This window comes from Corynebacterium sp. HMSC036D02, assembly GCF_001836165.1.
GTDB lineage: Bacteria > Actinomycetota > Actinomycetes > Mycobacteriales > Mycobacteriaceae > Corynebacterium.
Window position 1 is genome coordinate 1 of record NZ_KV827661.1, and the last position, 25,136, is coordinate 25,136.

The following is a 25,136-nucleotide window of genomic DNA, read 5'->3' on the forward strand; positions in this document are numbered from 1 at the left end:
AGTGATGCATCCACCGCTTGAAACCGCCTGCGGCGAGTTCAGGAGTTTTGGCAACAACGGCAGTTGCGGGACTAGTCGTAGAGGACTTCGTCGAGGGGGAGGGCGTCGCTAAGCAGCGCCTGATTTTTAGCAATCTCGACGTAGCGCGCGGCGTGCGGGATGAAGGCGGCGGATTCCTCCTGGCTCAGCTCGCGCCGCACCTTGGCTGGAACCCCGGCGGCTAGGGCGCCGGCGGGAATGTCCTGGCCTTCGAGCACCACCGCGCCGGCGGCGATGAGAGAGCCAGGGCCCACGGTGGAGCCCGAAAGCAGGGTGGCTTTCATTCCGACTAGCGTGCCCGCGCCCACTCGCGTGCCGTGGAGCATGGCCATGTGGCCCACGGTGACGTCATCCTCCAGCACACAAGGCTCGGTGGCTTCAACGTGGATGACGCAGTTGTCCTGGATATTGGCGCGCGCCCCAAGACGGATGGAACCAACGTCCCCGCGCAGCACGGAGCCATAAAACACGGAGGAATCCGGGCCGATGGTGACGTCACCGATGATGGTGGCGTTTGGTGCGATCCAGGCGCTGCGGTGGATGCGGGGCGTGCGTCCTTGGAAGGGAAGGATGAGCATGGCAGGCTAGCTTTCTTCAGGGGTGGTTTCGATGGAGACCGCAAGCGACTCGGAGACCTCATAATCGCCGGGGTCGGCGTGAAGCTGGGCCAGCGTGTCCCGTTCCGCAGGGGATAGCGGGATGGCCCAGCCCCGCTTGGGATCATGGACTGGGCGCTGAGTCTTCGTTGTGGGGGAGAGGTGCACTGTGGTCTTAGAGCCACTTAAGCGCGCGGGCTCGCCGGAGCGCGCCACCTCACTGAGTACTTGTGCGCCGGCTGGGGAGGTAACCAAGATGATGAGGCTGCCGGCCGTGTGGACGGACAGGTGATCTACAGAGATCTCGACGGCGTGGGGATCCGGGGAAGCTAAGCGGACGGTGGAGGAGCCACCGAGCTTATCGACGATATCCTTTACCGCAGAAAACAAACTCATGGCGCGATCCTAGCGCGGGGGTACCATCGTGCAGTGTGATTGACGCGAAAGATACAGCACTCGTCATTGAAGGCGGCGGTATGCGCAATTCCTATACTGCCGCGTGCATCGTCAAACTCTTAAAGGAGGAGGTGGAATTCGGCTGGGTCGGAGGCGTTTCCGCGGGCTCCTCGCACACCGTGAACTTCCTTTCCCGCGATGTGGTTCGCTCCGAGGAATCCTTCGTGGACTTTGCCAAGAACCCCAGCTTCGGCGGCCTGGGCTCACTGTTGCGCGGTAGCGGCTACTTCAATGCGGAGTTCATCTACGAGAAGGCTGCGGACCAGGACATGCCCTTTGACTGGGAAGCCTTTGACGCTAATCCGGCGCAGGTGTGCATTTCCGCCGCGCGCGCCGATACCGGGGAAAGCGTGTACTGGGGGCGCGAAGACATAAAGACCCAAGAGGACCTGATGGTGCGCGTCCGGGCCTCTTCGACGTTGCCGCTGATCATGCCGATGCGCGTTATCGATGGTGTGCCTTATGTCGACGGTGCCATGGGCGAGTCCGGTGGCATTCTCATCGAGCAGGCGGAGAAGGCCGGGTTTGAGAAGTTCTTATTCCTCGGCTCGAAACCGCGCGGCTACGTGCGCCCTGAGGTGGGGCGGCCGGCGGCGCTGCGGCGGGTTTTCCGCAAATACCCGGCTGTGGCAGAGGCGATGATTGCGCGCCCGCCACGCTACAACGCCTCCAAGGACTGGCTTTTGGAGCTGGAAAAGGAAGGGCGCGCTCAGCTCTTCTTTCCGGAGGATATGCAGGTGGCTTCGACCGAGCGCTCGGTGACTAAGCTTCGCGCCAACTATGAAGCCGGACGCGCGCAGACCTATGCGGAATGGCCGGCATGGAAGGAATTCCTCGGTAGCTAGCCCGCCAACACGGTGGGTGCGTACTTAGCTCACCTTGATGCCTAGGACGTGAGACCAAGCACCCTTGGCGCAGAAAAGCGCTCTTGGACGTGGTGTTTTGCTCTTGCTTTCCTACAATGACGTTTCGTGTTGGCTCTATTTGATGGAAATATTTGGCTGAGCATTTTCTTTGTTGCCTTGCTCGGCACGTTGTTTGGCATGATCCCCTTCGGCCCGTTGCGCTTCGGCGCGGCCGGTACTTTGTTCGTGGGCTTGGCCATTGGCGCCTTTATCGATCTCGATGGCACGATTTTGAGCAGCCTGCAAGAGATGGGCCTTGGCCTCTTCATCTATATGCAAGGCTTGTCTGCCGGTGAACGCTTCTTCAAAGGATTCTCTGAGCAGTTAAAACATATGATCACTGCCGCTATCGCGGTGGTGGGTGCTGCTGCAGTGGCGCTTCTCGCGGGCGGATGGCTGGGCCTGTCGCCGTTGCTTTCCGTGGGTGTATTCTCCGGTGCGACGACCTCGACGGCGTCGCTTGCGGTTGCCCAACAACAGACCGGCGAGGAACTGCCCGCCGTGGGTTATTCCTTGGGCTACCCGGTGGGCGTAGCCGTTGCCATTCTGCTCGTGGCTTTTCTGCTCAAGCAGTCCTGGCCGGGTTCTAAGGACAAAGACAATTCTGCAGAAGAAGTTTTCCGCTCCCGCACCATTCGGGTGACCAAGGACATCACCTACGAGGAGCTCGTGGAGCGCTTCGAGGACCAATTTGTCATCGCCACGATTCGCCGCGGGAATACCCGCACCGTGGCGGGAGACCATCCAGAGATTCGCAAGGGAGACATCCTGCGCGTGCTCGTGACGAAGGCTAAGCGGCATGAGATTACAGCCGCTTTGGGTAAGCGTCAGCCCCAAGTGCCCTTCGTGGACAAGCGCTTGGTCATTGAAAACGTGGTGGTCTCGAACACCGACATCGCCGGTCGAACCGTGGAAGAGCTCAACCTTTTCCAGCGCTATGGCGGCCGCATTATCCACGTGGAGCGCGGCGATGAGGAGTTCCTCGCCAGCTTCGATACGCACCTCGATGCCGGTGACCGAGTGACGGTGATTGTGGATCAGGACCGTATGGGCGATATTCGCGATTACTTCGGTGACTCGGTTCAGGGCTACTCGCAGCTGAACTGGATCGCCGTGGGTGGCGGCCTGTTCTTGGGCTACCTCATTGCGCTCATCGTGGTGCCGTTGCCGGGTGGCACGTCCTTTGAGCTGGGCTTCGCGCTGGGGCCGCTGATTACCGGACTTGTCCTTGGTGCTCTCCACCGCACTCGCCGCGTGCCGTGGAAGGTCCCGGCCTCTATCAACATGGCTCTTCAGCAGTGGGGTCTAGTCATCTTCTTGGCGTCGGTGGGCCTCGCCTCGAGTGAGGCTTTCCAGTCCACGGCCTTCTCCTGGATGGGCTTGAAGTCCATGATCTTGGCCGCCATCATTACCGTGGTTGCCGTCGCTATCTTCGCTGTTGCCAACAGGTTCCTCGGCCAGTCGGAGACCCGCACCGCCGGCGGTATCTCCGGCATCTTCGGCCAGCCTGCCGTGGTCAACTACGCCACGGGAATGAGCACGGATTCGCGCATCATGACCGGCTATGCGGCCACCATTGTGGTGGCGCAGATAGTCAAAATTGTGGTCATTCCGCTGATGCTCACGTTCTAATCCGCCACGAGCGTTTCGATGGTCAGTTCCGGGTGCTCCTTCTCAATGAAGGCCAGCTTCCACTTATCACCAAACAGAGCGATGAGTTCGCCATCGGTGCGGGTGAAGATCTCCACGCCGCGCTGACGGCCCAGCTCGGGCGCAGACTCGGCGTCCGTGCGCCGCGCCACCGAGTAGGGGATGGGCTCGGTGATGGTCTCCACGTTGTATTCGACCTCCATGCGAGCCTGCATGACCTCGAACTGCATGGGGCCCACCGCGGCCATGACCGGGGCGGCATCGCCACGCGTATCGTTGCGCAGAATCTGGACCACGCCTTCCGCAGCCAGCTGGTCCAAGCCCTTGCGGAAGGCTTTGTAATCGCCCAAAGACTTCGCGCGCAGGATGCGGAAAGCCTCAGGCGCGAACTGCGGCATGGGCTGGAACTGTACCTTCTTGCCCGTGTAAATCGTGTCACCCGGTGCCAAGGAACCGGCATTGACCAAGCCCACAATGTCACCCGGGTAAGCCGTATCCACGGTGTCACGCGTGCGGCCAAAGACCGTCAGGGCGTACTTAGTGGAGAAGCTGCGCCCAGACTGTGCGTGGTTGACCTGCATGCCGCGCTCAAACTCACCCGAGACCACGCGCATGAAGGCCAAGTTATCGCGGTGCTTGCGGTCCATGCCCGCCTGCACCTTGAAGATGACGCCCGCGAAGTCATCGGTGACCTCACGTACCTCATCGATGGCGGAGGTAGCGGCCTCGATGGCCTGCGGATCCGACTCACGCGAGCGCGGAGCCGGGGCGATGGCGCACAGCGTATCCAGAATCTGGTGCACGCCGAAGTTCAGCATCGCGGAGGCGAAGATGAGCGGGGAAGTCACGCACTGCTCGAAGAGCTCTTGGTCGTGCAGGGCGCCGTCGGCTGCCAGCAGCTCTGCTTCCTCCACAGCCGTCTCCCAGGCGTCCTCTTCCTTCGCGGCTGCATCCTCAGGCGCGTAGTGCTCCTCCGGGGCGATGGTGGAACCACCGGCGGTGCGCAGGAAGTGCACGTACTCGTCGGCCTCGCCGTCATCGTTGATGTGGGCCAAGCCGCGGAAGTCGCCGGCAATACCCACCGGCCAGTACAGCGGGGTGGGCTGCAGCTGGATTTCGTTGACGATTTCGTCGACAAGCTCCAGCGGCTCCCGGCCCACGCGGTCCCACTTGTTGATCACCGTGATGATAGGCAGGCCGCGGGCCTTACACACTCGAAACAGCTTGAGGGTCTGGGGCTCGAGGCCCTTGGCGGCGTCGATAAGCATGACGGCGGCGTCCACCGCCGTGAGCACGCGGTAGGTATCCTCCGAAAAGTCCGCGTGGCCCGGGGTGTCCACCAAGTTGATCATGTAGGGCTCGCCCTCGTGACCCTCGGGCGCGTACTCGAACTGCAGGGCCGAGGAGGCCACGGAAATGCCGCGCTCCTTCTCCATCTCCATCCAGTCAGAGACCGTGGACTTGCGGTTGCCCTTGCCATGCACCGCGCCAGCTTCGTTGATGACGTGCGCATGCAGCGCCAGCGCCTCCGTTAGCGTGGACTTACCAGCATCCGGGTGGGCGATGACGGCGAATGTGCGGCGGCGGGAAGCTTCGGAGGCAATACTCATGCGGGCTAGTTTAGCCGCTGGCTGCTACCACTCCACATTGAGCTGGCGGCCCAGATCATCAAAGACGCGCCGGGCCACGGAGAGCTTCTTCGCAATCGGCCGCTGCAGGCCTGGCTTGCGCTTCTGGTTGTAGTACTCGCCGGATTCGAAATGGATGCCTGGGGTGCCGCTGAGGAAGTAGGCCAAGTTCTCCCCGCCCTTGTCCGCCTTGCCTAAGACGTATTGAGCCGCAGTGGTCGAATAGAGCTTGCTTGTCCTACTCGTTGAGTTATGCCCGAAGCCAGTATTCAAAATGCCCGGGTGGAAGGCCACGGAGGTCAGACCATGCGAGTCGAGGTAGCGGGTCAGAAGAATATCGCCCAACTTGGCGTTGCCGTAAGCGCGCTCCGCGGTGAATTTTTCAAAGGTGTTTGGGTCACCGGGATCGAAAGCGGAATACAGGACGTTGGCCAAAGAGGCGGTCTGCACCACGGTGGCATCGCTGGCCCGCAGGGTATCGCGCAATAAAGAGGTCAGAAGAAAAGGCGCCACAACGTTGATCTGCCACGTGCGCTCGAAGCCATCGGCGGTGGCGAAGGGGCCGTCGAACATGCCGCCGGCGTTATTGCCCAAGGCATCGATCTGCGAGTACTGGCTTAGCTCTTCCGCGAGACGGCGAACTTGGCCCAAAGACTCGTAGTTGGCCACGTGAAAGGCCGCACCAATTTCTTCGGCTACGGCCTGCGTCTTTTCCGGGTTCCGGCCCACGAGCACGAGCGAATCCTGCGGGCGGCGCTGGTGAAGGATGCGGGCAGCGGCCGCGCCCACCCCGCTCGAAGCACCGGTAATGACAATTGTTCGAGGGTCATGACTAGAAGGCAGGTTCTTGCTCGCGCGGCTCATACTTGGACAGTGTAGGGCGTTGAGCGCCGCTGCGCCGGGGTTTATTTCGCCCGGGAATGGATCTCCTGCTGGGCCTTGCTGAGTCCCTCTGTCACGATGAGGCGGGCGGCCTCGGCGGCGGTGGCGATGGTGGAATCGAGCTCAGCGCTGGCGTCGACAGGCGCGAGCACCCAGTCCGGGATGGAGCCACCCTTGGGCGGGCGCCCGATACCCACGCGCACACGCAGGTAATCGCGCGTGCCCAAGCGCTCGCTCAGCGACTTCAAGCCGTTATGGCCATTCTCGTTGCCGCCCTTTTTAATGCGCACCTTGCCGGCGGGTAGGTCGAGCTCGTCATGGATGACGATGATGTTTTCTGCCGCAACCCCCAGCTGCGCGGCCAAGGGTGCGATGGGATCGCCGGAGAGATTCATGTAGGTGTGTGAACGCAAAGCCACGACCTTCGTGCCCCCGAGCTCGAGCTGTGCGGCGCTGAGCTGGTGCCCGGTGACGGGTTCAAGCATGTCGCCAGCTTCGGCGAGGAGATCATCCACCGCCATGTACCCCACATTGTGACGGGTCGCGGCGTATTTCGCGCCGGGATTGCCTAAGCCTACGATGAGCCACTTAGCGCTTAAATCGGCTGGACTTAGTCCAGGGTTGACTGCCTTTTTCGTCTTCTTCGGCGCAGCCTCAGCGCTGCCAAAGAGGCGGGTGAAAAAGTCACGGATGGCGGACACAACAACTCCCTTGATGGATTTTCTTTAGGCTGGGGGACCATGAGTCAACTTCTTGAGGCTATCACCTGTCCCGTCCTACCTGCCCCGATGGCCGGTGGGCCCACCACGCCTGAACTGGTTGCCGCCGCTGAGTCCGCCGGTTCTTTTGGCGCGCTGGGCCTGGGGAGCTCTTCAGTAGACGCCGCGCGGGAGGCCATCGCTGCGTGTGCGGGCACGCGATTCGGGGTCAATATCTTTCACCCGCAGCGCGCGCTGACTGAAACGGAGCTCGCAGCTGCACGGTCCCTCGCCGCGGAAGAGGACGCCGTGCTTGGCGACGTCCCCCTAAACTTCGGCTGGCAGGACAAGCTCGACGCAGCGCTGGAGGGTGGGGCAGCGGTGCTCTGGTCGATGTTCGGCGTCTTTAACGAGGAAGAAGTCGCGCGCATCCATGCCGCTGGGGCAGAGGCGTGGACCACGGTCACCACCCCCGAGGAGGCGCAGACTGCCACCGCGCGAGGCGTCGATGTGTTGTGCGTGCAGGGGCCTGAGGCCGGCGGGCACCGCGGAGTGTGGGACCCGAGTGCGGAACCCGACCAACGCCCGCTTAAAGAACTTGTCGCGGCGGTCCATCAGGTCACGGACCTTCCGCTCATTGCCGCGGGTGGGCTGCGAACTCGGGAGGATGTCGCCGAGGCCCTGGCGTGGCCGGGGGTAGAGGCAGTCAACTGTGGCTCTGCCTTCTTGCTGTCCGAAGAAGCCGGAACGAGTGAGCACAACCGTGACCTTCTGCGCCGTGGCGGCAGGACGGTGTCGACCCGCGCGTTCTCCGGGCGCTACGCCCGCGGGCTGGAGACCGCCTACACACGGGCACACCCGGACCTGCCTTTGGTCTACCCCTATCTCAACGCGTTGCTGAAACCGCGTCGTGCGCAGCTCGACGCCGACGTGGACTATTGCCTCGTAGGTGTCGATGTAATGAAACTTCGCGGGGGTAGTGTGGCGGAGATCCTCGCTCAACTACACCCAAACGGGCATGAATAAGGGTTAATATTTACGGATGGACATAGTTTTACACCCTTTTTGACGAGTAAAGGATACAAAGCACGTGACTTCGAACGCGCACATTGGGCACGAGGATTGGAACGAGCGCCTGGAGCTGGCCCAAGAGATGATCCCGCTCATCCACCAGCTGCACCGCAATAACAACGTTGTCACCTCTATCTACGGCCGCCTGCTCATCGGTGTGACCGATATCGACATCATCAAGGCACACCGCTACGCCCGCCGCATCGCTGAGCGTGAGCTTTCCACCGCAGAGACCCTGCCCATCCTCAAGGAACTGTGCTCGATGAACCTGGGCACCGCTTCCATCGACTTGGGCCGCCTGGCCACTGGCTTCCAGGAGTCCGGCTCCGATAACCTGCGCAACTACCTCGAGGAGACCCTCGTGGATCTCGTCGGCGCTGCTGTGGATAAGGAATCCACCGACGTCGTCCTCTACGGATTCGGTCGCATCGGCCGTCTGCTAGCCCGCATCCTCATCGCCCGCGAGGCTGCTTACGGCGGCGTGCGCCTGCGCGCCATCGTCGTGCGCAAGAAGGGTGACATGGACATCTTCAAGCGCGCCTCCCTCTTGCGCCGCGACTCCGTCCACGGTGCCTTCAACGGCACCATCGCCGTCGACGAGGAGAACGAGGTCATCTGGGCCAACGGCACCAAGATTCAGATGATTTACGCTAACGACCCGGCGGAGATCGACTACACCCAGTACGGCATCGACAACGCCATCGTCGTGGACAACACCGGTGTGTGGCGCGACCGCGAGGGCCTGTCCCAGCACCTGCAGTCCAAGGGCGTGGCTCGCGTGCTGCTCACCGCTCCGGGCAAGGGCGACCTGAAGAACATCGTCTACGGCATCAACCACGGTGACATCGAGGATTCCGACCAGATTCTCTCCGCCGCATCCTGCACCACCAACGGCATCACCCCGGTGCTCAAGGTTATCAACGACCGCTACGGCGTGGTTCACGGCCACGTGGAGACCGCGCACTCCTTCACCAATGACCAGAACCTCATCGATAACTTCCACAAGGGTGACCGCCGCGGCCGCGCAGCCGGCCTGAACATGGTGCTCACGGAGACCGGTGCAGCCAAGGCCGTGTCCAAGGCTCTGCCGGAGTTTGAGGGCAAGCTCACCGGTAACGCCATCCGCGTTCCCACCCCGGACGTTTCCATGGCCGTGCTCAACCTCGAGCTGGAGAAGGAAGCTGACCGCGACGAGGTCAACGACTTCCTGCGCAACGTCTCCCTGCATTCCGACCTGCGCCAGCAGATCTCCTACATCGCCTCCCCGGAGGTTGTGTCCTCTGACTTCGTGGGCTCTACCCACGCTGGTGTCGTCGATGGCCTCGCCACCATCTCCTCCGGCAAGCACCTCGTGCTCTACGTGTGGTACGACAACGAGTTCGGCTACTCCAACCAGGTCATCCGCATCGTCGAGGAAATCGCCGGCGCTCGCCCGGTGGTGTACCCGAAGCGCGTTGACGTCTCTGAGCTCTAAGAGCTAGGAAACCTAACACCGCCCTCGCTGCATGGCGTGGGCGGTGTTTCGCTGTTTTAGGCTCCTGCTCGGTCTGCGACCTAGCTTTGCCAGGATGCTTCAAACGCGCAACTGCCCGATCTGCCAAAAGTACGGGCCCGAAAAATCTAGACTGCTTTTGTCAGATTCGTCAGTTTTAGCGGGGAGACAGCGCACGCGTGTGGAGCAGACGCCGTGCGAGCAACGCGGCAGCCGCACAGAGCACCACAGTCAGCGTCATGGCGATGGCGTAGCGCAGAGACGAGTACGCAACTAAGGGCCAAGCAGGGAAGGCGAGTATCCACAGACCGGTATCTGCCAAGACGTCGCCGCCTAAGGTGACGGAGACGATAGTCCCCACGATGCTGAGGGCGATAGCGCTTACAATGCCGAGGCGAACCACCAGGATGAGTGATACTGCCGCGATGGCAAAGCCCACCCCAACCGTAAGGGGAAATGCCGGAAGCTGGGCCGCGACATCGCCACCTGCGAGCGCACTGGCCAGGTATGCGGCAGCGCATACCGCCAGGATGACACACAGGAACCAGAGGAGAATCCCGGATGTGCCGAACCGTGTTTCCATATGGACCAACGGCCATGAATCAGCTACACGGGGCCAAACGAGGACCGGCAAGATACCTGCGCCGACCGGAAGCAGAAAGTAGTGAAAGAAACCTTCGACGTAGTTAGCGGGATATTGCAGGGCGACAAAGCCTAGCGCCAGAATGCTGAGCATCAAGCAAGAGAACACCGCTGGGCTAAAAGCTGCACGGTGGAGTCCTAGCAACGTGGACCACAGCGAGGACTGTGCCGCCGCACGGGGGTGTCTCGTTGGCTGCCATACTTGGGCTTCTTCCATGGTGGTATTAGCAACGTCGGCATCAGTCTGGGCCGTTGTGGAACGCGCGAAACGGTGTCGCAGCGAGAACATTGGCCGGTATCGTCGCGGCGTGTAGACTGCGGCTAATGCTCCGAGAACGGCGAGGATGACGCACAATATGAAAGCCGGTAGTGGACTGCTGGTGAGAAGTGGGTCTTGTGGTTCAAGAGGCACCGAGTTCTGGTGAATACGCAATGCGCGCAGAAGCAATCGTTGCGGCCATGCTGGGGGAAAGGCCCACCACCTGCCTGATTCGACAGTGCACGGAAGGATGCTGATTATTTGCCATAGGGCCGCGGCTACCAGCGTTAAGCCGAAGCCCAGTCGGCGGGCACAGGCAGCGGAAAGCCCGGCAATGCCAAGCGCGCCAAGGAAGGAGTAGAGCCCAGCTACGAGGATAAGTTCATGATTCTCCCGCCCCTGGGCAGCGACAACGAACCAAGAAACACCAAAGTTCAGAATATGGAAGACCGCAAGGCTGACAATGACAACGATAAAGCGGGCAGCATTCTCGAGACGCGGGTTGAGGTTTCTCCATTGCGTTCCGCCGCTGCGAGTGATGGTCTCGCGGCGTTCTGGAATGGCAGCGAACAGCCCAGTAAGAGGGGAATACATGCCGGTAACAAACAAGGATTGCCAAGCCAAGACGCCCGTGGCATCAGTGCGTGCTGAGGCCATTGAGGAGAAAATGATTGTCATGATGACCAGCGGTAGCGCCAGCAAAGGCAACCACTGTAAGGCGCTTCCACGGCTGCGCAGTAGTTCTGCTGAAAGGTAACTCGGGCGAGGGGCAGTAGTGTGCTTAGGCACGTGACTCTCCTTCCCGGTTGGTAGGCGCTTGGGAGGGGTGGCTCGGTGAGGTAAGTCGGAAGAATTCTTCCTCCAACTGACCACGTGGAGCTAGCTCGTGCAGGGAACCGGAATAGCGAATCGTACCCTCGGCCAAGACGGTGATGTCATGGGCAAGGTGCAGGACCTCTCCAAGCTGGTGGGAGCTGACGATAACGGTGTGCCCAGCCGCGGCTAGTTGTTGTAGTAGCTCTCGCAATTCCATGATTCCTTGGGGATCGAGGCCATTCTGGGGCTCATCAAGAACAAGAACCTCTGGATCGCCGAGGAGAGCTTGCGCTAACGCTAGGCGGGCCTTCATACCAGTGGAAAAGGATTTCGCCTTCTTGGAGCCAACGCCGCTGAGCCCAGCGATGGAGAGAACCCGGTCAATCTCAGAGTCGGGAAGCCCCAGAAGTCGAGCGTGAACGCGAAGATTCGCCGCGGCAGACAGATGACCATAAAAGGCTGGCCCGTTCACTGAGGCACCAATGCGGCGAAGCACATTGCGGTTCCAAGGTTGGCCCGCCACGCTGATGGAGCCCGAGTCAGGAGGCAGGAGGCCTAAGAGGATGGAGAAGATTGTTGATTTTCCTGCCCCGTTGCGCCCGAGGAGCGCATGCACGCGGCCAGGGGAGATGTGGAAGGAAACATCATCGAGGACTCGTTGCCGACCAAAAGACTTCGAGATGTGCTCAAAAGAGATATCGCAATTCATAAAATGCAGTATCGCCGGGGCTCATCATAAAGGAATCCGCCTGCATGATGGTCTTCAGCGAGCAGACCTCCTACCGTGGTAGGAGCTTAGGCAACCCCAGCACGCTGCGCTAAGAGAACGAGGGCCACTCGGTCACGTGCGGCGAGTTTAGACATGAGCGCGGAGACGTGAGTTTTCACCGTGGTTTCTGCGATGACCATGTCGGCGGCTATCTCCGCATTTGTAGCACCACGCGCGATGAGCGAAAGCACTTCCATCTCGCGGCGCGTTACAAGACTGAGTCCTTGGCGTTCCTGGGCGCTGAGGTTTTCGCGCGTCAGCGCCGAGCGATAAGCCTCCAGCACTGGGCCGGTTACCTCGGCGGCCAGCACCGATTCTCCTTGCGCCACGTTGCGAACGGCGGTCACAAGAACCTCTGGGTCGGCATCCTTCAGCAGGAAGCCGTGGGCGCCAGCGGAGATGGACCGCGCCACGAGCTCTTCATCATTGAATGTGGTGAGCATGATGATGCGGCACTCGGGCTTGCGCTCGAGTATGGCTTGCGCCGCTGCAATGCCGTCCATGCCAGGCATGCGAATGTCGAGGATAGCCACATCAATGTGGTGGCTTATTGCTGCTGCCACGGCATCCGCCCCCGTGGCCGCGGTGGCCACGACCTCGATGTCTTCTTGCGCAGTGAGGATGGTAGACAGTGCTGAGAGCAGCATTGCTTGATCATCGGCCAACAAGACGCGGATTCTAGAGCTGCTGGGTTGCATCCATTGTCTCCTTCATCGGTATCTGTGCGTGCAAGGAAAAGGAATGAGCATCGCCGGAATAGTCGAGGCGACCGCCAAGCGAACGAGCTCGTTCCGCCACTCCGACTAAGCCCACGCCGCTGCCCGCGACGTTGCTTGGCGTGGGATGAGGATTGGTGGAGATGAGGGTGAGCGCGGCGGCGTCATCAAGTACAAGCTCAACCACGACATGCGTGCCGACGCCCTGATGGCGCAGAGCATTCGTCAAGCCCTCCGTGGTAATGCGCACCAATGCCATCTGCACCAACGACGGCACGGCGTATTCAGCTGGGAGGTTTGCGTCGACTTTCAGCCCGGCAGCGCGGAAGCCTTCGAGGATTCCTTCGATGTGCTCAAGTTGTTGAGCAGGCTCTAGAGCCGTGGGGCCGGGTGAGCGCAAGGCAGCGACGATTCCGCGAACCTCGCCCAAGGCGGTATCCGCATTATCGCGGATCGAAAGAAGTGCTTCTTCAGCCGCGCCGGAGTCCGTATTCGCTGCAACGATGCCTGCATTAGCCTGAACCTTAATCAGGGTGAGGGAATGGGCAAGGACATCGTGCAGTTCCCGTGCAATGAGGAGGCGTTCTTCTTCTTGTGCCTGGTGGAAGCGCTCGCGGGCTAGTATCTCCCGTTGGCGATCACGGTCAAAATACCGGGCAGCGATGAAATACGTGCTGCCCAGCACTGCCCAATGGGCCACCACCATGGCAAGGAAGGGTGTGTCTACCTCATAGCGCAGAAGGTAAGTCTCAGTGTCGATGCGCCACATGAAGGGGGAGATAAAGGTACCGAGTGCGGTGATGAGGAGGACCACCCGCGGAACCAGCCTCTGGGTGATGTACCGCGAGGTGGTGTACACGGCCATGGGGGCGGTCAGCGCCCACGGGGTGAGGCCGCTATTGGTGGGGAGCTGGTTCATCCATATGACAGCCCAGGCCAGGAGCAGAACTAGGAATCCTGTTGCGCTCACGATTGGCCTCGAGCGCCACACGAGGAAGAACGGTATGAACAGCAGCGACAAGAGAGCCTCGAGTACTTCCACCGTTCCGGAAGAGGAAAACGCCAAGGCACAATAAAAGGCCGCTACGAGCCCCGCGACTCCTGCGAGTAGCGCGTCCCCCAAATGCACCGAGGACAGGAAGGTACGCGCGGTGCGGGAAGAGCTCATAGACGGCCATGGTAGTACATGCCGAAAGTACTACTTCTTTTTCTTGTCCTTCTTGCCCTTCTTTTTCTTTCCTTGCTTCTTGCCGGAGCCGGAGCCGTTGACCTTCTCACGCTCCAACTCGGCGGCGACATCCGGGACGTAGGCAAATTCATTGCGCGGCGGGCGTACGTATTCGGCCTCGAGCTCGGGGCGATCCGGGATCTCAGGAACATCCTGCTCTACGTGCTGGTACGGAACCATCTTGAGGATGTGGTTGATCACGTTGATGCGCGAGCGCTTCTTGTCCTCGGATTCCACGGTGTACCACGGGGAGGACGGGGTATCGGTGTGGACGAACATTTCATCCTTGGCACGCGAGTAGTCTTCCCAACGGGTAATGGACTGCAAGTCCATGGGGGAGAGCTTCCAGCGGCGCAGCGGATCGTTGCGGCGGGACTTAAAGCGTGCGAGCTGCTCCTCATCAGAAACGGAGAACCAGTACTTAAGAAGGATGACACCATCCTCGATGAGCATGTGCTCCAGCAGCGGAGCCTGGTGAAGGAAGCGCACGTATTCTTGCTGGGAACAGAAGCCCATGACACGCTCCACGCCGGCGCGGTTGTACCAGGAACGGTCGAAGATGACGATCTCGCCGGCGGTGGGCAGCTTCTCAATGTAGCGCTGGAAATACCACTGGCCCGCCTCACGGTCGGTGGGCTTCGGCAGCGCCTCGATGCGGCAGGTACGCGGGTTCAGGTATTGCGTAATGCGCTTGATGGCGGAACCCTTGCCGGCGGCGTCGCGGCCCTCCATGATGATGACCACGCGGGCGCCGGTCTCAACGACCCACTGCTGCATCTCGACGAGCTCTGCTTGGAGGCGCTTGAGCTCGTCCTCATAGGCTTGCTTGTCTAGCTTCGGCGGCTTGGTGGCAGACTTCTTAGACTGTGAACTCATACCTCTAAATTTACCGCTTAGCTGGGTAAATACCTAACCGCGAGAGTTAGGTAGGCGGGGCGAATTGGCAGGTATTTAGTCAACCTCGTGTTGCGTCACCGCGCCGCTGGCGGCGTCGACGTCGAGTTCATGTTCCTGGCCATTAGCCTTGAATTCAATCTCCCAGTGTGGGCCCTTGCCGTCGTCACCATCGTCGTAGTCGACCTCTTTTTCTGTGACGGTCTGGGCATCAACACCGGCGTGGGATAAAGCTTTCTCGAATGCTTCATCACCGGTGAGCTTCCCAGAATTCTCTGCATTTCCGGCGTCCCTGGCAGCAGCCGTGGCTGCAGGCTGTTGGGCGTCGTCATCGCGGTCATCGTCGTCATCATCATCGCCCTGGTCCGCGCCAGTTGCAACGGCTGTTTCCGTCACGGTTTCCACAGTCGCGGGAGTCGGCGTCGGGGCGGGATCGGCCTCTTTATCCGAAGAACAGGCAACCAGCGCGGTACTGGTGCAGAGTGCAAGGCCGGCGGCGGTGAAGCGGGAACGAAGAGTCATTGAGGCTCATCCTTCTTGGTCGGTCGGGCACGTGTGGTGCCCCACCCTAACGAAGCCTGTCAGGTTTCGCTGAAGATCCTGGATGCGGCTGAATATTAACGGCCGTGACAGGTACAGCCTTCGCCGCAGCCCCCGGCAGCGGGCGGTTCGCCGAAGCGCGTGGTGTTCTCAATTGCCCCGAGCCCTTCGATGCTGATGCGGGTGCGGGAGCCGTCGCCAAGCAGTGCTTCCTCACCGCGCGCGAAGCCCACGCCTTCCGGGGTGCCGGTGGCAATAACATCGCCTGGATTCAGGGGGTAGAGGGAGGAACAGAAGGCGATGAGCTCGGCCACGGAGAAGATGAGGTCATCGGTGTTATCGTCCTGTCGGACTTCACCATCGACGGTCGTGACCAGTCGCGCGGCCTTGCCCGGGGTCCATTCATCAGTCGTGGTCAACCAGGGCCCGAAGCCGGCGGTGCGGTAGAAGGATTTACCGGCGTGGAACTGCGTGGTGGCACGCTGATAATCGCGCAAAGTGTAGTCATTCATGATGGCATAGCCCGCCACATGCCCGAGTGCCTCCGCTACCGGAATGCGGTGCGCACGGCGCCCAATGACCACGGCGAGCTCTCCTTCATAGTCCAGCTTCTTCGTGGCATAGTCCGGCACATAGACATCGTCGAAGGGCCCGGTCAGAGCCTCCGGGAACTTGATGAAGAGCGTGGGCTGTGTAGGCAGCTCGCGGCCCATCTCACGGGCATGCTTGGCGTAGTTAACACCGACGCAGATAATCTTGCCCGGGTTCGGGACGACGGGAGCCAAGTCGGTATCGTCGAAAACTACGGGCTCGCCAGAAAGCTGTGCGGCCTTGCGCCAGTCGGGACTACTAAGTAATTCTCCTACATCTTCATAATCCAGCTCCGTGCCCACGTTGGGTCCATCGATGCGGATAGCGCAGGTGCCAAAACTGGTGCGAAGAGTAGCGAGCTTCATGCCGGCTAGTCTAACGCGCGAAGAATCTCATCGACCGCATCAGCACAGATGATGGGAACCTCCTGGGCCTCTTGTTTGTTCCACGGTTTGAGCACAAATGCAGCCGGATCCATGCGGCCAGGTGGGCGGCCGATGCCCACCGAAAGTCGCTGATAGTCCTTCGTTCCCAGGGATTTTGTGGTGGAGCGCAGGCCATTGTGCCCATGGTCTCCGCCGCCGAGGCGTCGCTTGATGGTGGCGAAGCCAAGCTCCAGCTCATCGTGGACAACGATGATGTGGTCATGCGGAATGTTGAAGTATTGGGCGAGGGCTTTGATGGGGCCGCCGGATAGGTTCATGAAGCTGCGCGGCTTGGCGACGATCATCTTGGTGTCCCCGCGCCGCGCTTCGGCGATATCGGTGTTCGTCTTCTTGTGAACTGAGAAGGAAGCAAACAGCTCGCGGGCTAGCTCATCAGCCACGTCAAAGCCGATGTTGTGGCGGGTACCAGCGTACTTCGGGCCGGGGTTTCCTAGACCAACGACGAGAAAGGGAGAAGAAGTCACGCTGCCCATTCTAAACAGCGTAGGGGCGAAAAACGGCGAACCGCGCCCGTCCCCAGAAAGCTGGGGGCAGGCGCGGTTCGTTAGATAGGTGAGGGGAAGTTTACTCCTCGTCCTTCTTCTCCTCGGAAGCAGACTCGGCGCCAGCCTCAGCGCCACCTTCCTCAGCAGCCTCAGCGGCAGCCTCGACGTCCTCATCAACCTCCGGCTCGGAGATGGAGACGATGACGGTGTCTTCCTCGGCAGCAAGGGTGGTGCCCTCCGGCAGGGAAACCTCGCCGGCGGTGACCACGGTGCCGTCCTCGAGGCCCTCGATGGACACGACGATCTCTTCCGGAATGTTGAGCACGTCTGCCTCGACGAGGAGGACGTCGGCATCCTGGATGGACATGAGGCCCGGAGCCGGCTCGCCCTCGAGGACAACCGGAACCTCGACCTCAACCTTCTCGCCGCGCTTAATGGAGAGCAGGTCGATGTGGTCGATGTTGAAGGTCAGGACGTTCTGGTCAATGTGCTTGACCATGACCAGGTGCTGCTCGCCCTCGAGCTCCAGCTCGAACACGGCGTTGACGCCGTGGTTACGGACCAGTGCGGTCATCTCCAGGCGGTCAACGGCGAAGTGCAGGACGTCGACGGCGTGGCCGTAGACGACGCCCGGGATCTTGCCTGCAGCGCGCAGACGGCGAGCGAAGCCCTTGCCGAACTCGGAACGGACTTCAGCCTTCAATACGGGGCGCTCAGAAGCCATAAGTAAATCTCCTTAAAGTATCGTTGTGCGGCAAGGGCTGTTGTAGGACCATGTAGATACGACAAAAGCCTGCCGATGGACGTCTTGGACGAGTCATCGCAGGCTTAATACAAGATTCACTGCTTAACTTGTGCTATCGCGTCGATAACGGATTTCTCCCTCGCCGAGACGCACAAAATTTTAGCAGCAGCGTTGTCGCAGAATCAAATCTAGTGAGTCTCAAATAGCGTGGTCACAGAACCGTTCTCGAAAATCTCGTGGATGGTGCGAGCCAGCAGCGGGGCGATGGACAGGACCGTGAGGTTGTCCCAGCCCTCGGTGGACTGCGGCAGGGTATCGGTGGTGATGACCTCGACAGCACCGCATTCGGACAGGCGCTCGCGGGCTGGGTCGGAGAAGACACCGTGGGTACACGCAATAACCACGGACTTGGCGCCGGCTTCCTTGAGCACTCGGACTGCGCCTGCGATGGTGCCGCCGGTATCAATCATGTCATCGAGCAGGATGCAGTCCTTGCCCTCGACGTCACCGACGACGCGGTTGGACACCGTCTTGTTGGCCTCGGTGGTTGAGCGGGTCTTGTGGACGAAGGAGAGTGGGGCGTCACCAAGCTCGTGTGCCCACTTCTCAGCCACCTTCACGCGGCCAGCATCGGGGGAGACCACAGCCAAATTGTCCATCGGGTACTTGGACTTGATGTAGTCCGTCAGGATCGGCATGGCGTGCATGTGGTCGACCGGGCCATCGAAGAAGCCCTGAATCTGGTCGGTGTGCAGATCTACGGATACGATGCGGTCGGCGCCGGCAGCGGCCAGCAGGTCTGCCACCAGGCGGGCAGAAATAGGCTCGCGGCCGAGGTGCTTCTTGTCCTGGCGTGCGTATGGGTAGAAGGGCAGGATGGCGGTGATGCGCTTGGCGGAGCCGCGCTTGAGCGCATCAATCATGATGAGCTGCTCCACCAGCCACTTGTTGAGCGGCTGGGTGTGGGACTGCATCACGAAGCAGTCGGCACCACGGACGGACTCCTCGAAGCGAATGAAGATCTCACCGTTGGCGAAATCGCGGGCGGTGGTCGGAACCAGATCAGTCTTGAGCTCCTTGGCCACAGCCTCAGCCAACGCCGGGTGAGCACGCCCGGTGAAGAGCATCATGTTCTTGCTGCTGCCGGTAACCTTGCCAGTCATCAGTAGATATCCCTTTACTTGTCGTTAGTTAGTGGTCTGGTCGTCAGCCTCGGTGTCCTGTGCCTTGCCGGCGGCTTCCGCTGCCGGCGTGCCCGGACGCTTCTTTTGCACCCAACCTTCGATGTTGCGCTGCTTGCCGCCGGAGACCGCGAGCGCTCCCGCGGGAACGTCGTCCTTAATTACTGTACCCGCACCAGAGTATGCGCCATCACCGACGGTGACGGGAGCGATAAACATGGTGTCCGAGCCGGTGCGCACGTGGCTGCCGATGGTGGTGTGGTGCTTGTTGACGCCGTCGTAGTTGACGAAGACGGAGGAAGCACCAATGTTGGAGTAATCACCCACGGTGGCATCACCGATATACGTCAGGTGAGGCACCTTGGTGCCGCGGCCGATCTGTGCCTTCTTTGCCTCGACGAAGCCGCCCAGCTTGCCTTCTTCACCCACGATGACGCCGGGGCGGATGTAGGTAAACGGGCCAATCTGCGCGTTGCTGCCAATGACGGAGTCGAAGCCGTGCGTGCGCACCACATGTGCACCTTCACCAACCTGCATGTTGGTCAGGGTGGTGTCGGGGCCAACCTCGGCGCCATCGGCGATGGTCGTGGCACCCCACAGCTGGGTGTTGGGGTGAATGGTGACGTCCTGGCCAATTGTCACGTTGACGCCGATCCAGGTGGTATCGGGATCAACGATGGTGGCGCCGCCGCGCATGGCTTCCTCGACCATGCGGCGGTTGAGAAGGCGGCCGGCTGCGGCCAATTGCACGCGGTCGTTGACACCGGAGAGCTCATCCGGATCGGCAGCGACGTGCGCGCCGACGCGGTGTCCAGCCTCGCGGGCAATCTCCAAAACATCGGTGATGTAGAGCTCACCCTGGGCGTTATCGGAGTTGAGCTTCGTCAGGGCGTCGCGAAGCACGGCACCGTCGAATGCAAAGACACCGGAGTTGACCTCGTGCACCGTGCGCTGCTCCTCGGAGGCGTCCTTCTGCTCCACGATGGCGGTGACGGATCCATCCTCGGCGCGCAGCACGCGGCCGTAACCGGTGGGATCCTCCAGCGTCATGGATAGCACGGTCACAGCGTTGCCCTCCCCGGTGTGAGCCTCCTGCAGCTGGCGCAAAGTCTCCGGGCGTAGAAGTGGAACGTCACCGTTAGTCACGATGACGGTGCCGTTAAAGTCCGGCAGAGCGCTCAAGCCACACTGCACGGCGTGGCCGGTACCGTTCTGCTCCTCCTGAACGGCCTGGGATACTGCGCAATCCAGTTCTTCGGCGATAGCATCGACAGCAGGGGAGACCTGATCACGCTGGTGGCCCACGACGACCACGAGGTGCTCCGGGTTTAGACCAGCGGCTGCGTGGAGGGCGTGGCCGAGAAGTGACCTCCCGCCAATCTCATGCAACGTCTTTTGGGTTGAGGATTTCATGCGGGTACCTGCGCCTGCTGCCAGGACAATGGCGGCGCAGTCAGTTACTTCAGCCACGAGTGTGTGCTTCTCCTGTGATTGGGGGTCAGGACTTACTGTGTTTCATCATAACGCGTGCTGCCTACTTCCCGTGTGACACTTCCGGGAGCGCTCGGGCACGCCATGCGCCAATCAGACCGATGCACGCTAAGAACAGAATGGCTGCCGAGGGGCCCGCGAGTGCAATGACGGCGGAGATGCCGCCGACGACGAGGAGGATGACGCCCATCATGGTGTTTGCGGCCCCGACGTAGCGGGTGCGCTTATCCTCACCAGCCATGTCCACCACATAAGTCTTGCGCGCCACGCGAATTGCGGCGTGCGCCAGGTTGACCAAGAAGAAGCCGAGGGGAAGGGCCCACATGCTCACCGCTGTCGGCGCCCACGCGGCACAGGCCACGATGGCCAGCAAGATGATCGCCGCGGCACCCGCAGCCCAGGACATAACCAAGCGGGAGGACTTATCCGACAACACACCGGAAACCCGGCCGCCGACGAGACTGGCCAAACCCGATGCCAGGACGAAGCCGCCGAGCCCACTGAGTGCCTGCGAGCCGATACTCTGCGAAAGCACCACGATGAAAGAAGTGGACAGGGCAGACACCAACAGCAGGGCACGGACGTTGACGAAGCCACGGAAGCGGGCATCCTGGGTATACAGCTGCCAGGTATCTGTCCACCAGCTGCGGTTCATGCCCTTCTGCCCGGAGTGCTCTGGTACCGGCTCCTCGATTGTGCGGAAGACCGCTGCCGCCAGGAACCACGTGGCTGCGCCGATAGCGAGCATCACTGCTAAACTCCAGCGCGGGAGCTCACCGAGAAGGGCGAGGATGCCACCGGTAATCAAGGTGACCGCGCCGCCGAGCTGTGTAGCACGACCAGTCACCACTCCGCGGTGGCCCTTGGAGATGGTGCGGCCTTGCACGTCCTTTCCGGTCAGCGAACACAGCGCGCGCAGCACGGCAAGCGCGGCAAGCGCGAGGCAGATGATGAGGCCGAGAAGGGGGCCGTCAACAAGCACGGCGGCTGCTGCGATAATCGCTGCGCACAGACCCTGTCCCACCGAGCCCAGCACCCACAGGCGTTTGCGTGCTGGATGGGACACCACCCATGGGGTGAGTGCCGCCTGCGGGAGCATGGAGCCGGACTCACGCAAGGGGACCAGCAGGCCAGTGAAGAAACTTGGGACCCCGGCTACGCTAAACAGCCAGGGTAGAACCGTCTTACCGGAGAGCAATTGATCGCCCACGCCCTGCAGGCCATTCGACCACACGAAGCGGCGGGCATTGGCGGACTCGTTGGAGGGTGAGGAGTCTTGGGAAGATGCAGAACGCGAAGCCATGACTGTGATCTTAAGCCCGGCTCGGCCTTATCCGGGCCTTAAGGTTCACCTGATCTCTATCCTGGGAGGCATGTCTATCTCCGCTCGCCCTATAGTGTCTCGCCGTATGTTCGTCCAAGGTTCCGTGCTGACTCTTGCCGGTGCCGCCGTGATGGGATTGAGCGCCTGCTCCACCTCGGGGTCGAAGAATCAGCCGGAGCCACTGGGCTACGACAGCGAGCCGCGAGCCCTGCCTATCCCGCCCGTGGAGGAAGGAGAGGTCGTCGACGGCACACGCGTATTCAAACTCACCGCTCAAGACGGCTACTCGGAGATCCTCCCCGGCAACGACCGCACGCGGACGTGGGGCTTCAACGGCGCCTTCTTAGGCCCCACACTGCGTGCTCGGCGCGGTGAGAAAGTCCGCGCGGAGATCACCAACGACCTCATCGAGATGACTACGGTGCACTGGCATGGCATGAAACTGCCGGCCTATTCGGATGGCGGCCCGCACTCGCCGATTGAGGTGGGCAAGACCTGGAAACCCGAGTGGGAGATCATTCAGCCCGCGGCCACGCTGTGGTACCACCCGCACCCGCACATGGCCACGGCCACGCATGCCTACCGCGGGCTGGCGGGCATGTTCCTCATCGACGATGACGTGGCCGATGGGCTGGACCTGCCGCAGGACTACGGTGTGGATGATATCCCGGTAGTCATCATGGATGCCAAGTTCACCGAAGACGGTCAGATTGACGAAAAGAGCGATAACACACTGGGGCTTCTGGGCACCACGCCTCTGGTCAACGGCATCACGAATGCGCGCTTCGACGCCACCACGCGCCGGGTCCGCCTGCGCCTGCTCAACGGCGCCTCCATGCGCTTCTACACCCTGGAGCTCAGCAACGGCCCCTTCCACGTCATCGCCACGGACACGGGGCTTCTCGACGCCCCCGTGGAAGTCGATTCCCTCTTCCTCGGCCCCGGCGAGCGCGCCGAAATCATCGTGGATTTGGAGCCAGGTAAGGAAGTGCAGCTGCGCTCGGTGCCGCGCAAAGACAACTTTGGGGTGCCCAAGGACAAGGATGCGGCCGACTTCGGCTTCCAAGATTCCTTCGGCCTGCTCACCATCTCCGGGCCGGAAGAGTCCGCACCGGAGCCACCGGCTCTGCCTGCAACGCTTGACCCCGCCGCGGCGAAGACCCCGTCCACGGAGGGCCTTGAAGAGCGTGAGTTCGTGCTCAACACCTTCATGATCAACGGTGAGCAGATGGACATGGCCCGGGTGGATACCGTCATTGACCACGATGCCCCGGAGATCTGGACCGTGACCAATGAGAACTCTGATTGGCCGCACAACTTCCACATCCACAATGCCCGCTTCAAGGTTCTGGAGTGGGACGGCGATGAGAAGATGAATGTGTTCAATTCTGGGTGGAAGGACATTGTGAACCTTCCGCCGAAGGCCACCGCGCGCCTGCTCGTGGAGTTCGGTCACTTCCCGGATAAGACCATTCCGTACATGTACCACTGCCACATGCTGCTGCATGAGGACGAGGGAATGATGGGGCAGTACGTCATGGTCAACAAGGGCGAGAAGCCCGACGTGCGCGTCAAACCCGCCGCACTCGTCTTCGACCAAACCGCCGCCACGCACTCCGCACACGCGGGCCAGGTGGTGGACTCCTCCCGCAGCCCCTATGCGACGCCGGAGGCGCAGGGCTAACCCTTCACGATGCTCTCGTAGGCACGGCCCGCTAGCGCCGAGCTGTGCCAGCGGGGTGCCGATGCGGAGGCGCTTGATATCTGCAAAAGTGCAGACCTGAAAGTGCAGACCTCCTGCGTCGCCAAGCAGTGCGTTGCGCTTCACGACGCCCACCTGCGTGTCTGCACTTCCAGGTCTGTACTTATGGAAGCGTTGGCCGTTGGAGGCGCTTGAGTAAGACGCTGTGGGACGACGCGAGGCTAGCGATGGTGTGAACTGAAGCAAATTCACCATCATGATGTGAGCAGTGCGCTATGGTCGGTATCTGTGATTCAGGACGTCGACCCGCTCATCCATTCCCTGTACCAGGTCTTTGACCTCATCGGTGTGGTGCTCAACGGCATCATTGGTGGCACGATTGCACGCCGTAGGGAATTCGACATTATCGGTTTCGTCTTTCTGGCGCTCTTTTCAGCGCTGGCGGGCGGCATGATTCGTGACATGCTGATCGCCAGCGGTCCGGCAGCGGCTATCTCTGATCCGCTGTATCTCACGCTGGCGTGTGTGGGCGCGCTCATTGCTTTTTTGACGGACCTGAAGGGCAAGGCCTGGGAAATCTTCCTCGAGCACGCGGATGCTGTCATCTTGGGTGTGTGGTGCACGACTGGATGTGTGAAGGCGCTGACCCATGGAATGCCGTTTATCGCCTGCGTATTCTTGGGAGTCTTGACCGCAGTGGGTGGCGGAATGGTGCGCGATGTTGCTTCCGGCCAGATTCCCTCGGTCTTTGGGGGAAGCCCGCTCTACGCCGTGCCGGCGGTGCTTACAGGAATCGTGATGGCATCCTTCGCGCACTTCGACAAGTTTGCCCTTGGCATGGTCATCTCGCCCTTCGTGGGCTTTGGCCTAGCGGTTATGGCGTATTGGCGCGGGTGGGGGCTTCCGCGCGCTGGTATTGCTCCCTTGAACTACACCGCGGCGCAGGTGGCGTCGATTGCGCGGAAAGCTGAAATTAGGGGATTTAGGCGCGGTCGTAAGAAAAGAAAACAAACACCGCCAAGCGCTGAATAATTGCAGTCCAGGCGGTGTTTGTGCTTGCTTCCCCACCAGGACTCGAACCTAGAATGACGGTACCAAAAACCGTAGTGTTGCCGATTACACCATGGGGAAACTGCGCACATATTATGAGCGCTGGAGGACATATTACATGACAGGTGTGGGCCAAACCTAAACAGGTGCCCGAGACTTTCGGGCGCGTGGTTAACGGCCGACTTTTAGCTGGTGCGGGCCATGTCCAGTGGGGGAGATACAGTAGAAGACATGGTTCGACAAAGGATGACCGGGCGTGAGCGCCGTGAGCAGTTGATCTCCATAGGACGTGCAGCCTTCGCAGAACGCGGCTTCGATGGCGCCAGCGTGGAGGACATTGCAGCACGCGCTGGTGTGTCCAAGCCGGTGGTCTATGAGCACTTCGGCGGCAAGGAAGGCCTCTATGCCGTCGTCATTGACCGCGAGCTCGTGGCTTTGGAAAAGGTCGTGACGGAATCGCTGCAGACGGGTTCTTGGCGCGAGCGCATCGAGCAGGGGGTCGTCGCCCTGCTGACCTATGTGGAGGAGGAGACCGATGGTTTCCTAATCCTCGTGCGTGACTCCAAGCCAGGGGCGGAGCGTAGCTTCTCCACGTTGTTGAATACGGCGGTAAATCAGATTGCGCATATCCTCGGTGAGGCCTTCGAACACCGTGGTCTCGACCCCGAGCTGTCGGTGCTCTACGGCCAAGCGCTCGTCGGCATGGTGGCCACCACTGCGCAGTGGTGGTTGGACGTGCGCGAGCCCTCGCGGGAGACCGTCGCAGCGCACATCGTCAACTTGTGCTGGAATGGTCTTTCCGGCATGGAAGCAGCACCGAAGTTGAAGGGAGCTAAGTAG

The 25,136-nt window shown here is 61.0% G+C and carries 24 protein-coding genes; 7 read left to right on the forward strand and 17 right to left on the reverse strand.

The annotated features are described in order from the left end of the window. Window positions 1–71: 71 nt before the first annotated feature. Together HMPREF2743_RS02770 and HMPREF2743_RS02775 are read right to left on the reverse strand one after the other, a co-directional pair. Window positions 72–617, reverse strand: a complete 546-nt coding sequence (locus HMPREF2743_RS02770; RefSeq protein ID WP_070529278.1) for a gamma carbonic anhydrase family protein — start codon at window positions 615–617, stop codon at window positions 72–74. A 6-nt stretch (window positions 618–623) separates the two neighbouring features. Continuing rightward, window positions 624–1,031: a hypothetical protein gene (locus tag HMPREF2743_RS02775; protein ID WP_083321594.1), complete on the reverse strand. Its 408-nt coding sequence runs from the start codon at window positions 1,029–1,031 to the stop codon at window positions 624–626. Between the two features lie 35 nt (window positions 1,032–1,066). Between HMPREF2743_RS02775 and HMPREF2743_RS02780 the strand changes: the two genes are divergently transcribed. Together HMPREF2743_RS02780 and HMPREF2743_RS02785 are read left to right on the forward strand one after the other, a co-directional pair. Next, window positions 1,067–1,936, forward strand: coding sequence for a patatin-like phospholipase family protein (locus HMPREF2743_RS02780; RefSeq protein ID WP_070818130.1), 870 nt, complete (start codon window positions 1,067–1,069; stop codon window positions 1,934–1,936). A 126-nt stretch (window positions 1,937–2,062) separates the two neighbouring features. Next, window positions 2,063–3,628: an aspartate-alanine antiporter-like transporter gene (locus tag HMPREF2743_RS02785; RefSeq protein WP_070818131.1), complete on the forward strand. Its 1,566-nt coding sequence runs from the start codon at window positions 2,063–2,065 to the stop codon at window positions 3,626–3,628. Here HMPREF2743_RS02785 and HMPREF2743_RS02790 read toward each other — a convergent pair. The 3 genes from HMPREF2743_RS02790 to pth (HMPREF2743_RS02800) are packed head-to-tail and all read right to left on the reverse strand — an operon-like array spanning window position 3,625 to window position 6,857. Next, window positions 3,625–5,256, reverse strand: a complete 1,632-nt coding sequence (locus HMPREF2743_RS02790) for a peptide chain release factor 3 (RefSeq protein ID WP_070818132.1) — start codon at window positions 5,254–5,256, stop codon at window positions 3,625–3,627. The two genes, HMPREF2743_RS02785 and HMPREF2743_RS02790, sit on opposite strands and share 4 nt — an antisense overlap. 24 nt (window positions 5,257–5,280) lie before the next feature. Beyond that, window positions 5,281–6,138 carry an SDR family NAD(P)-dependent oxidoreductase gene (locus HMPREF2743_RS02795; protein WP_070818133.1) on the reverse strand — a complete coding sequence of 286 codons (858 nt, stop codon included), beginning with the start codon at window positions 6,136–6,138 and terminating at the stop codon, window positions 5,281–5,283. Window positions 6,139–6,179: 41 nt separating this feature from the next. Continuing rightward, complete coding sequence (gene pth, locus HMPREF2743_RS02800; protein WP_070529233.1) at window positions 6,180–6,857, reverse strand: aminoacyl-tRNA hydrolase; 678 nt, start codon at window positions 6,855–6,857, stop codon at window positions 6,180–6,182. Between the two features lie 39 nt (window positions 6,858–6,896). Between pth (HMPREF2743_RS02800) and HMPREF2743_RS02805 the strand changes: the two genes are divergently transcribed. Further along, window positions 6,897–7,880 carry a nitronate monooxygenase gene (locus HMPREF2743_RS02805; protein ID WP_070515898.1) on the forward strand — a complete coding sequence of 328 codons (984 nt, stop codon included), beginning with the start codon at window positions 6,897–6,899 and terminating at the stop codon, window positions 7,878–7,880. Window positions 7,881–7,944: 64 nt separating this feature from the next. Further along, window positions 7,945–9,399: a glyceraldehyde-3-phosphate dehydrogenase gene (locus HMPREF2743_RS02810; protein WP_070529231.1), complete on the forward strand. Its 1,455-nt coding sequence runs from the start codon at window positions 7,945–7,947 to the stop codon at window positions 9,397–9,399. Window positions 9,400–9,574: 175 nt separating this feature from the next. On the opposite strand, the gene HMPREF2743_RS02815 is transcribed toward HMPREF2743_RS02810, so the two are convergent. From HMPREF2743_RS02815 to HMPREF2743_RS02870, 12 genes are all read right to left on the reverse strand, one after another. Further along, window positions 9,575–11,107, reverse strand: coding sequence for an ABC-2 family transporter permease (locus tag HMPREF2743_RS02815; RefSeq protein WP_083276486.1), 1,533 nt, complete (start codon window positions 11,105–11,107; stop codon window positions 9,575–9,577). After that, window positions 11,100–11,843 (reverse strand): ATP-binding cassette domain-containing protein, encoded by a 744-nt coding sequence (locus tag HMPREF2743_RS02820; RefSeq protein WP_070447115.1) that lies wholly within the window; start codon window positions 11,841–11,843, stop codon window positions 11,100–11,102. The genes HMPREF2743_RS02815 and HMPREF2743_RS02820 overlap by 8 nt, the downstream gene beginning before the upstream one ends. A gap of 86 nt (window positions 11,844–11,929) precedes the next feature. Beyond that, a complete protein-coding gene (locus tag HMPREF2743_RS02825) occupies window positions 11,930–12,601 on the reverse strand; it encodes a response regulator (protein WP_070447113.1) in 672 nt (223 codons plus the stop codon). Next, window positions 12,582–13,787 (reverse strand): sensor histidine kinase, encoded by a 1,206-nt coding sequence (locus tag HMPREF2743_RS02830; RefSeq protein WP_070447110.1) that lies wholly within the window; start codon window positions 13,785–13,787, stop codon window positions 12,582–12,584. Before HMPREF2743_RS02830 ends, HMPREF2743_RS02825 begins: the two co-directional genes overlap by 20 nt. Before the next feature lie 30 nt (window positions 13,788–13,817). After that, complete coding sequence (gene ppk2 / locus HMPREF2743_RS02835; RefSeq protein ID WP_070818134.1) at window positions 13,818–14,723, reverse strand: polyphosphate kinase 2; 906 nt, start codon at window positions 14,721–14,723, stop codon at window positions 13,818–13,820. Window positions 14,724–14,798: 75 nt separating this feature from the next. Further along, window positions 14,799–15,263 carry a PepSY domain-containing protein gene (locus HMPREF2743_RS02840; RefSeq protein WP_246818779.1) on the reverse strand — a complete coding sequence of 155 codons (465 nt, stop codon included), beginning with the start codon at window positions 15,261–15,263 and terminating at the stop codon, window positions 14,799–14,801. Window positions 15,264–15,358: 95 nt separating this feature from the next. After that, window positions 15,359–16,237 (reverse strand): fumarylacetoacetate hydrolase family protein, encoded by an 879-nt coding sequence (locus HMPREF2743_RS02845; protein WP_070818135.1) that lies wholly within the window; start codon window positions 16,235–16,237, stop codon window positions 15,359–15,361. A gap of 5 nt (window positions 16,238–16,242) precedes the next feature. Next, window positions 16,243–16,791: an aminoacyl-tRNA hydrolase gene (pth, locus tag HMPREF2743_RS02850; protein ID WP_070818136.1), complete on the reverse strand. Its 549-nt coding sequence runs from the start codon at window positions 16,789–16,791 to the stop codon at window positions 16,243–16,245. A gap of 91 nt (window positions 16,792–16,882) precedes the next feature. Next, window positions 16,883–17,527, reverse strand: coding sequence for a 50S ribosomal protein L25/general stress protein Ctc (locus HMPREF2743_RS02855; protein ID WP_070818137.1), 645 nt, complete (start codon window positions 17,525–17,527; stop codon window positions 16,883–16,885). Between the two features lie 209 nt (window positions 17,528–17,736). Beyond that, window positions 17,737–18,711, reverse strand: a complete 975-nt coding sequence (locus HMPREF2743_RS02860; protein ID WP_070529220.1) for a ribose-phosphate diphosphokinase — start codon at window positions 18,709–18,711, stop codon at window positions 17,737–17,739. A 24-nt stretch (window positions 18,712–18,735) separates the two neighbouring features. After that, window positions 18,736–20,199, reverse strand: a complete 1,464-nt coding sequence (gene glmU, locus HMPREF2743_RS02865; RefSeq protein WP_070818138.1) for a bifunctional UDP-N-acetylglucosamine diphosphorylase/glucosamine-1-phosphate N-acetyltransferase GlmU — start codon at window positions 20,197–20,199, stop codon at window positions 18,736–18,738. A 64-nt stretch (window positions 20,200–20,263) separates the two neighbouring features. Continuing rightward, entirely contained in the window at window positions 20,264–21,523 is a 1,260-nt protein-coding gene (locus tag HMPREF2743_RS02870) for an MFS transporter (RefSeq protein ID WP_046646916.1), read from the reverse strand. Between the two features lie 70 nt (window positions 21,524–21,593). On the opposite strand from HMPREF2743_RS02870, the gene HMPREF2743_RS02875 reads away from it, so the two are divergent. From HMPREF2743_RS02875 to HMPREF2743_RS02890, 3 genes are all read left to right on the forward strand, one after another. Beyond that, window positions 21,594–23,228 carry a multicopper oxidase family protein gene (locus HMPREF2743_RS02875; RefSeq protein WP_070818151.1) on the forward strand — a complete coding sequence of 545 codons (1,635 nt, stop codon included), beginning with the start codon at window positions 21,594–21,596 and terminating at the stop codon, window positions 23,226–23,228. A 309-nt stretch (window positions 23,229–23,537) separates the two neighbouring features. Further along, window positions 23,538–24,278, forward strand: coding sequence for a trimeric intracellular cation channel family protein (locus tag HMPREF2743_RS02880; RefSeq protein WP_246824452.1), 741 nt, complete (start codon window positions 23,538–23,540; stop codon window positions 24,276–24,278). 249 nt (window positions 24,279–24,527) lie between these two features. Further along, window positions 24,528–25,136: a TetR/AcrR family transcriptional regulator gene (locus tag HMPREF2743_RS02890; protein ID WP_070818140.1), complete on the forward strand. Its 609-nt coding sequence runs from the start codon at window positions 24,528–24,530 to the stop codon at window positions 25,134–25,136.

What these genes read in the sequence shown, in the direction of transcription:
- HMPREF2743_RS02830 (WP_070447110.1), bottom strand. Translation starts at nt 13,787, where the DNA reads ATGAGCTCTTCCCGCACCGCGCGTACCTTCCTGTCCTCGGTGCATTTG.
- HMPREF2743_RS02790 (WP_070818132.1), bottom strand. Translation starts at nt 5,256, where the DNA reads ATGAGTATTGCCTCCGAAGCTTCCCGCCGCCGCACATTCGCCGTCATC.
- HMPREF2743_RS02855 (WP_070818137.1), bottom strand. Translation starts at nt 17,527, where the DNA reads ATGGCTTCTGAGCGCCCCGTATTGAAGGCTGAAGTCCGTTCCGAGTTC.
- HMPREF2743_RS02860 (WP_070529220.1), bottom strand. Translation starts at nt 18,711, where the DNA reads ATGACTGGCAAGGTTACCGGCAGCAGCAAGAACATGATGCTCTTCACC.
- HMPREF2743_RS02845 (WP_070818135.1), bottom strand. Translation starts at nt 16,237, where the DNA reads ATGAAGCTCGCTACTCTTCGCACCAGTTTTGGCACCTGCGCTATCCGC.
- HMPREF2743_RS02805 (WP_070515898.1), top strand. Translation starts at nt 6,897, where the DNA reads ATGAGTCAACTTCTTGAGGCTATCACCTGTCCCGTCCTACCTGCCCCG.
- HMPREF2743_RS02795 (WP_070818133.1), bottom strand. Translation starts at nt 6,138, where the DNA reads ATGAGCCGCGCGAGCAAGAACCTGCCTTCTAGTCATGACCCTCGAACA.
- HMPREF2743_RS02840 (WP_246818779.1), bottom strand. Translation starts at nt 15,263, where the DNA reads ATGACTCTTCGTTCCCGCTTCACCGCCGCCGGCCTTGCACTCTGCACC.
- HMPREF2743_RS02870 (WP_046646916.1), bottom strand. Translation starts at nt 21,523, where the DNA reads ATGGCTTCGCGTTCTGCATCTTCCCAAGACTCCTCACCCTCCAACGAG.
- HMPREF2743_RS02875 (WP_070818151.1), top strand. Translation starts at nt 21,594, where the DNA reads ATGTCTATCTCCGCTCGCCCTATAGTGTCTCGCCGTATGTTCGTCCAA.
- HMPREF2743_RS02770 (WP_070529278.1), bottom strand. Translation starts at nt 617, where the DNA reads ATGCTCATCCTTCCCTTCCAAGGACGCACGCCCCGCATCCACCGCAGC.
- ppk2 (WP_070818134.1), bottom strand. Translation starts at nt 14,723, where the DNA reads ATGAGTTCACAGTCTAAGAAGTCTGCCACCAAGCCGCCGAAGCTAGAC.
- HMPREF2743_RS02890 (WP_070818140.1), top strand. Translation starts at nt 24,528, where the DNA reads ATGGTTCGACAAAGGATGACCGGGCGTGAGCGCCGTGAGCAGTTGATC.
- HMPREF2743_RS02825 (WP_070447113.1), bottom strand. Translation starts at nt 12,601, where the DNA reads ATGCAACCCAGCAGCTCTAGAATCCGCGTCTTGTTGGCCGATGATCAA.
- HMPREF2743_RS02775 (WP_083321594.1), bottom strand. Translation starts at nt 1,031, where the DNA reads ATGAGTTTGTTTTCTGCGGTAAAGGATATCGTCGATAAGCTCGGTGGC.
- HMPREF2743_RS02820 (WP_070447115.1), bottom strand. Translation starts at nt 11,843, where the DNA reads ATGAATTGCGATATCTCTTTTGAGCACATCTCGAAGTCTTTTGGTCGG.
- pth (WP_070818136.1), bottom strand. Translation starts at nt 16,791, where the DNA reads ATGGGCAGCGTGACTTCTTCTCCCTTTCTCGTCGTTGGTCTAGGAAAC.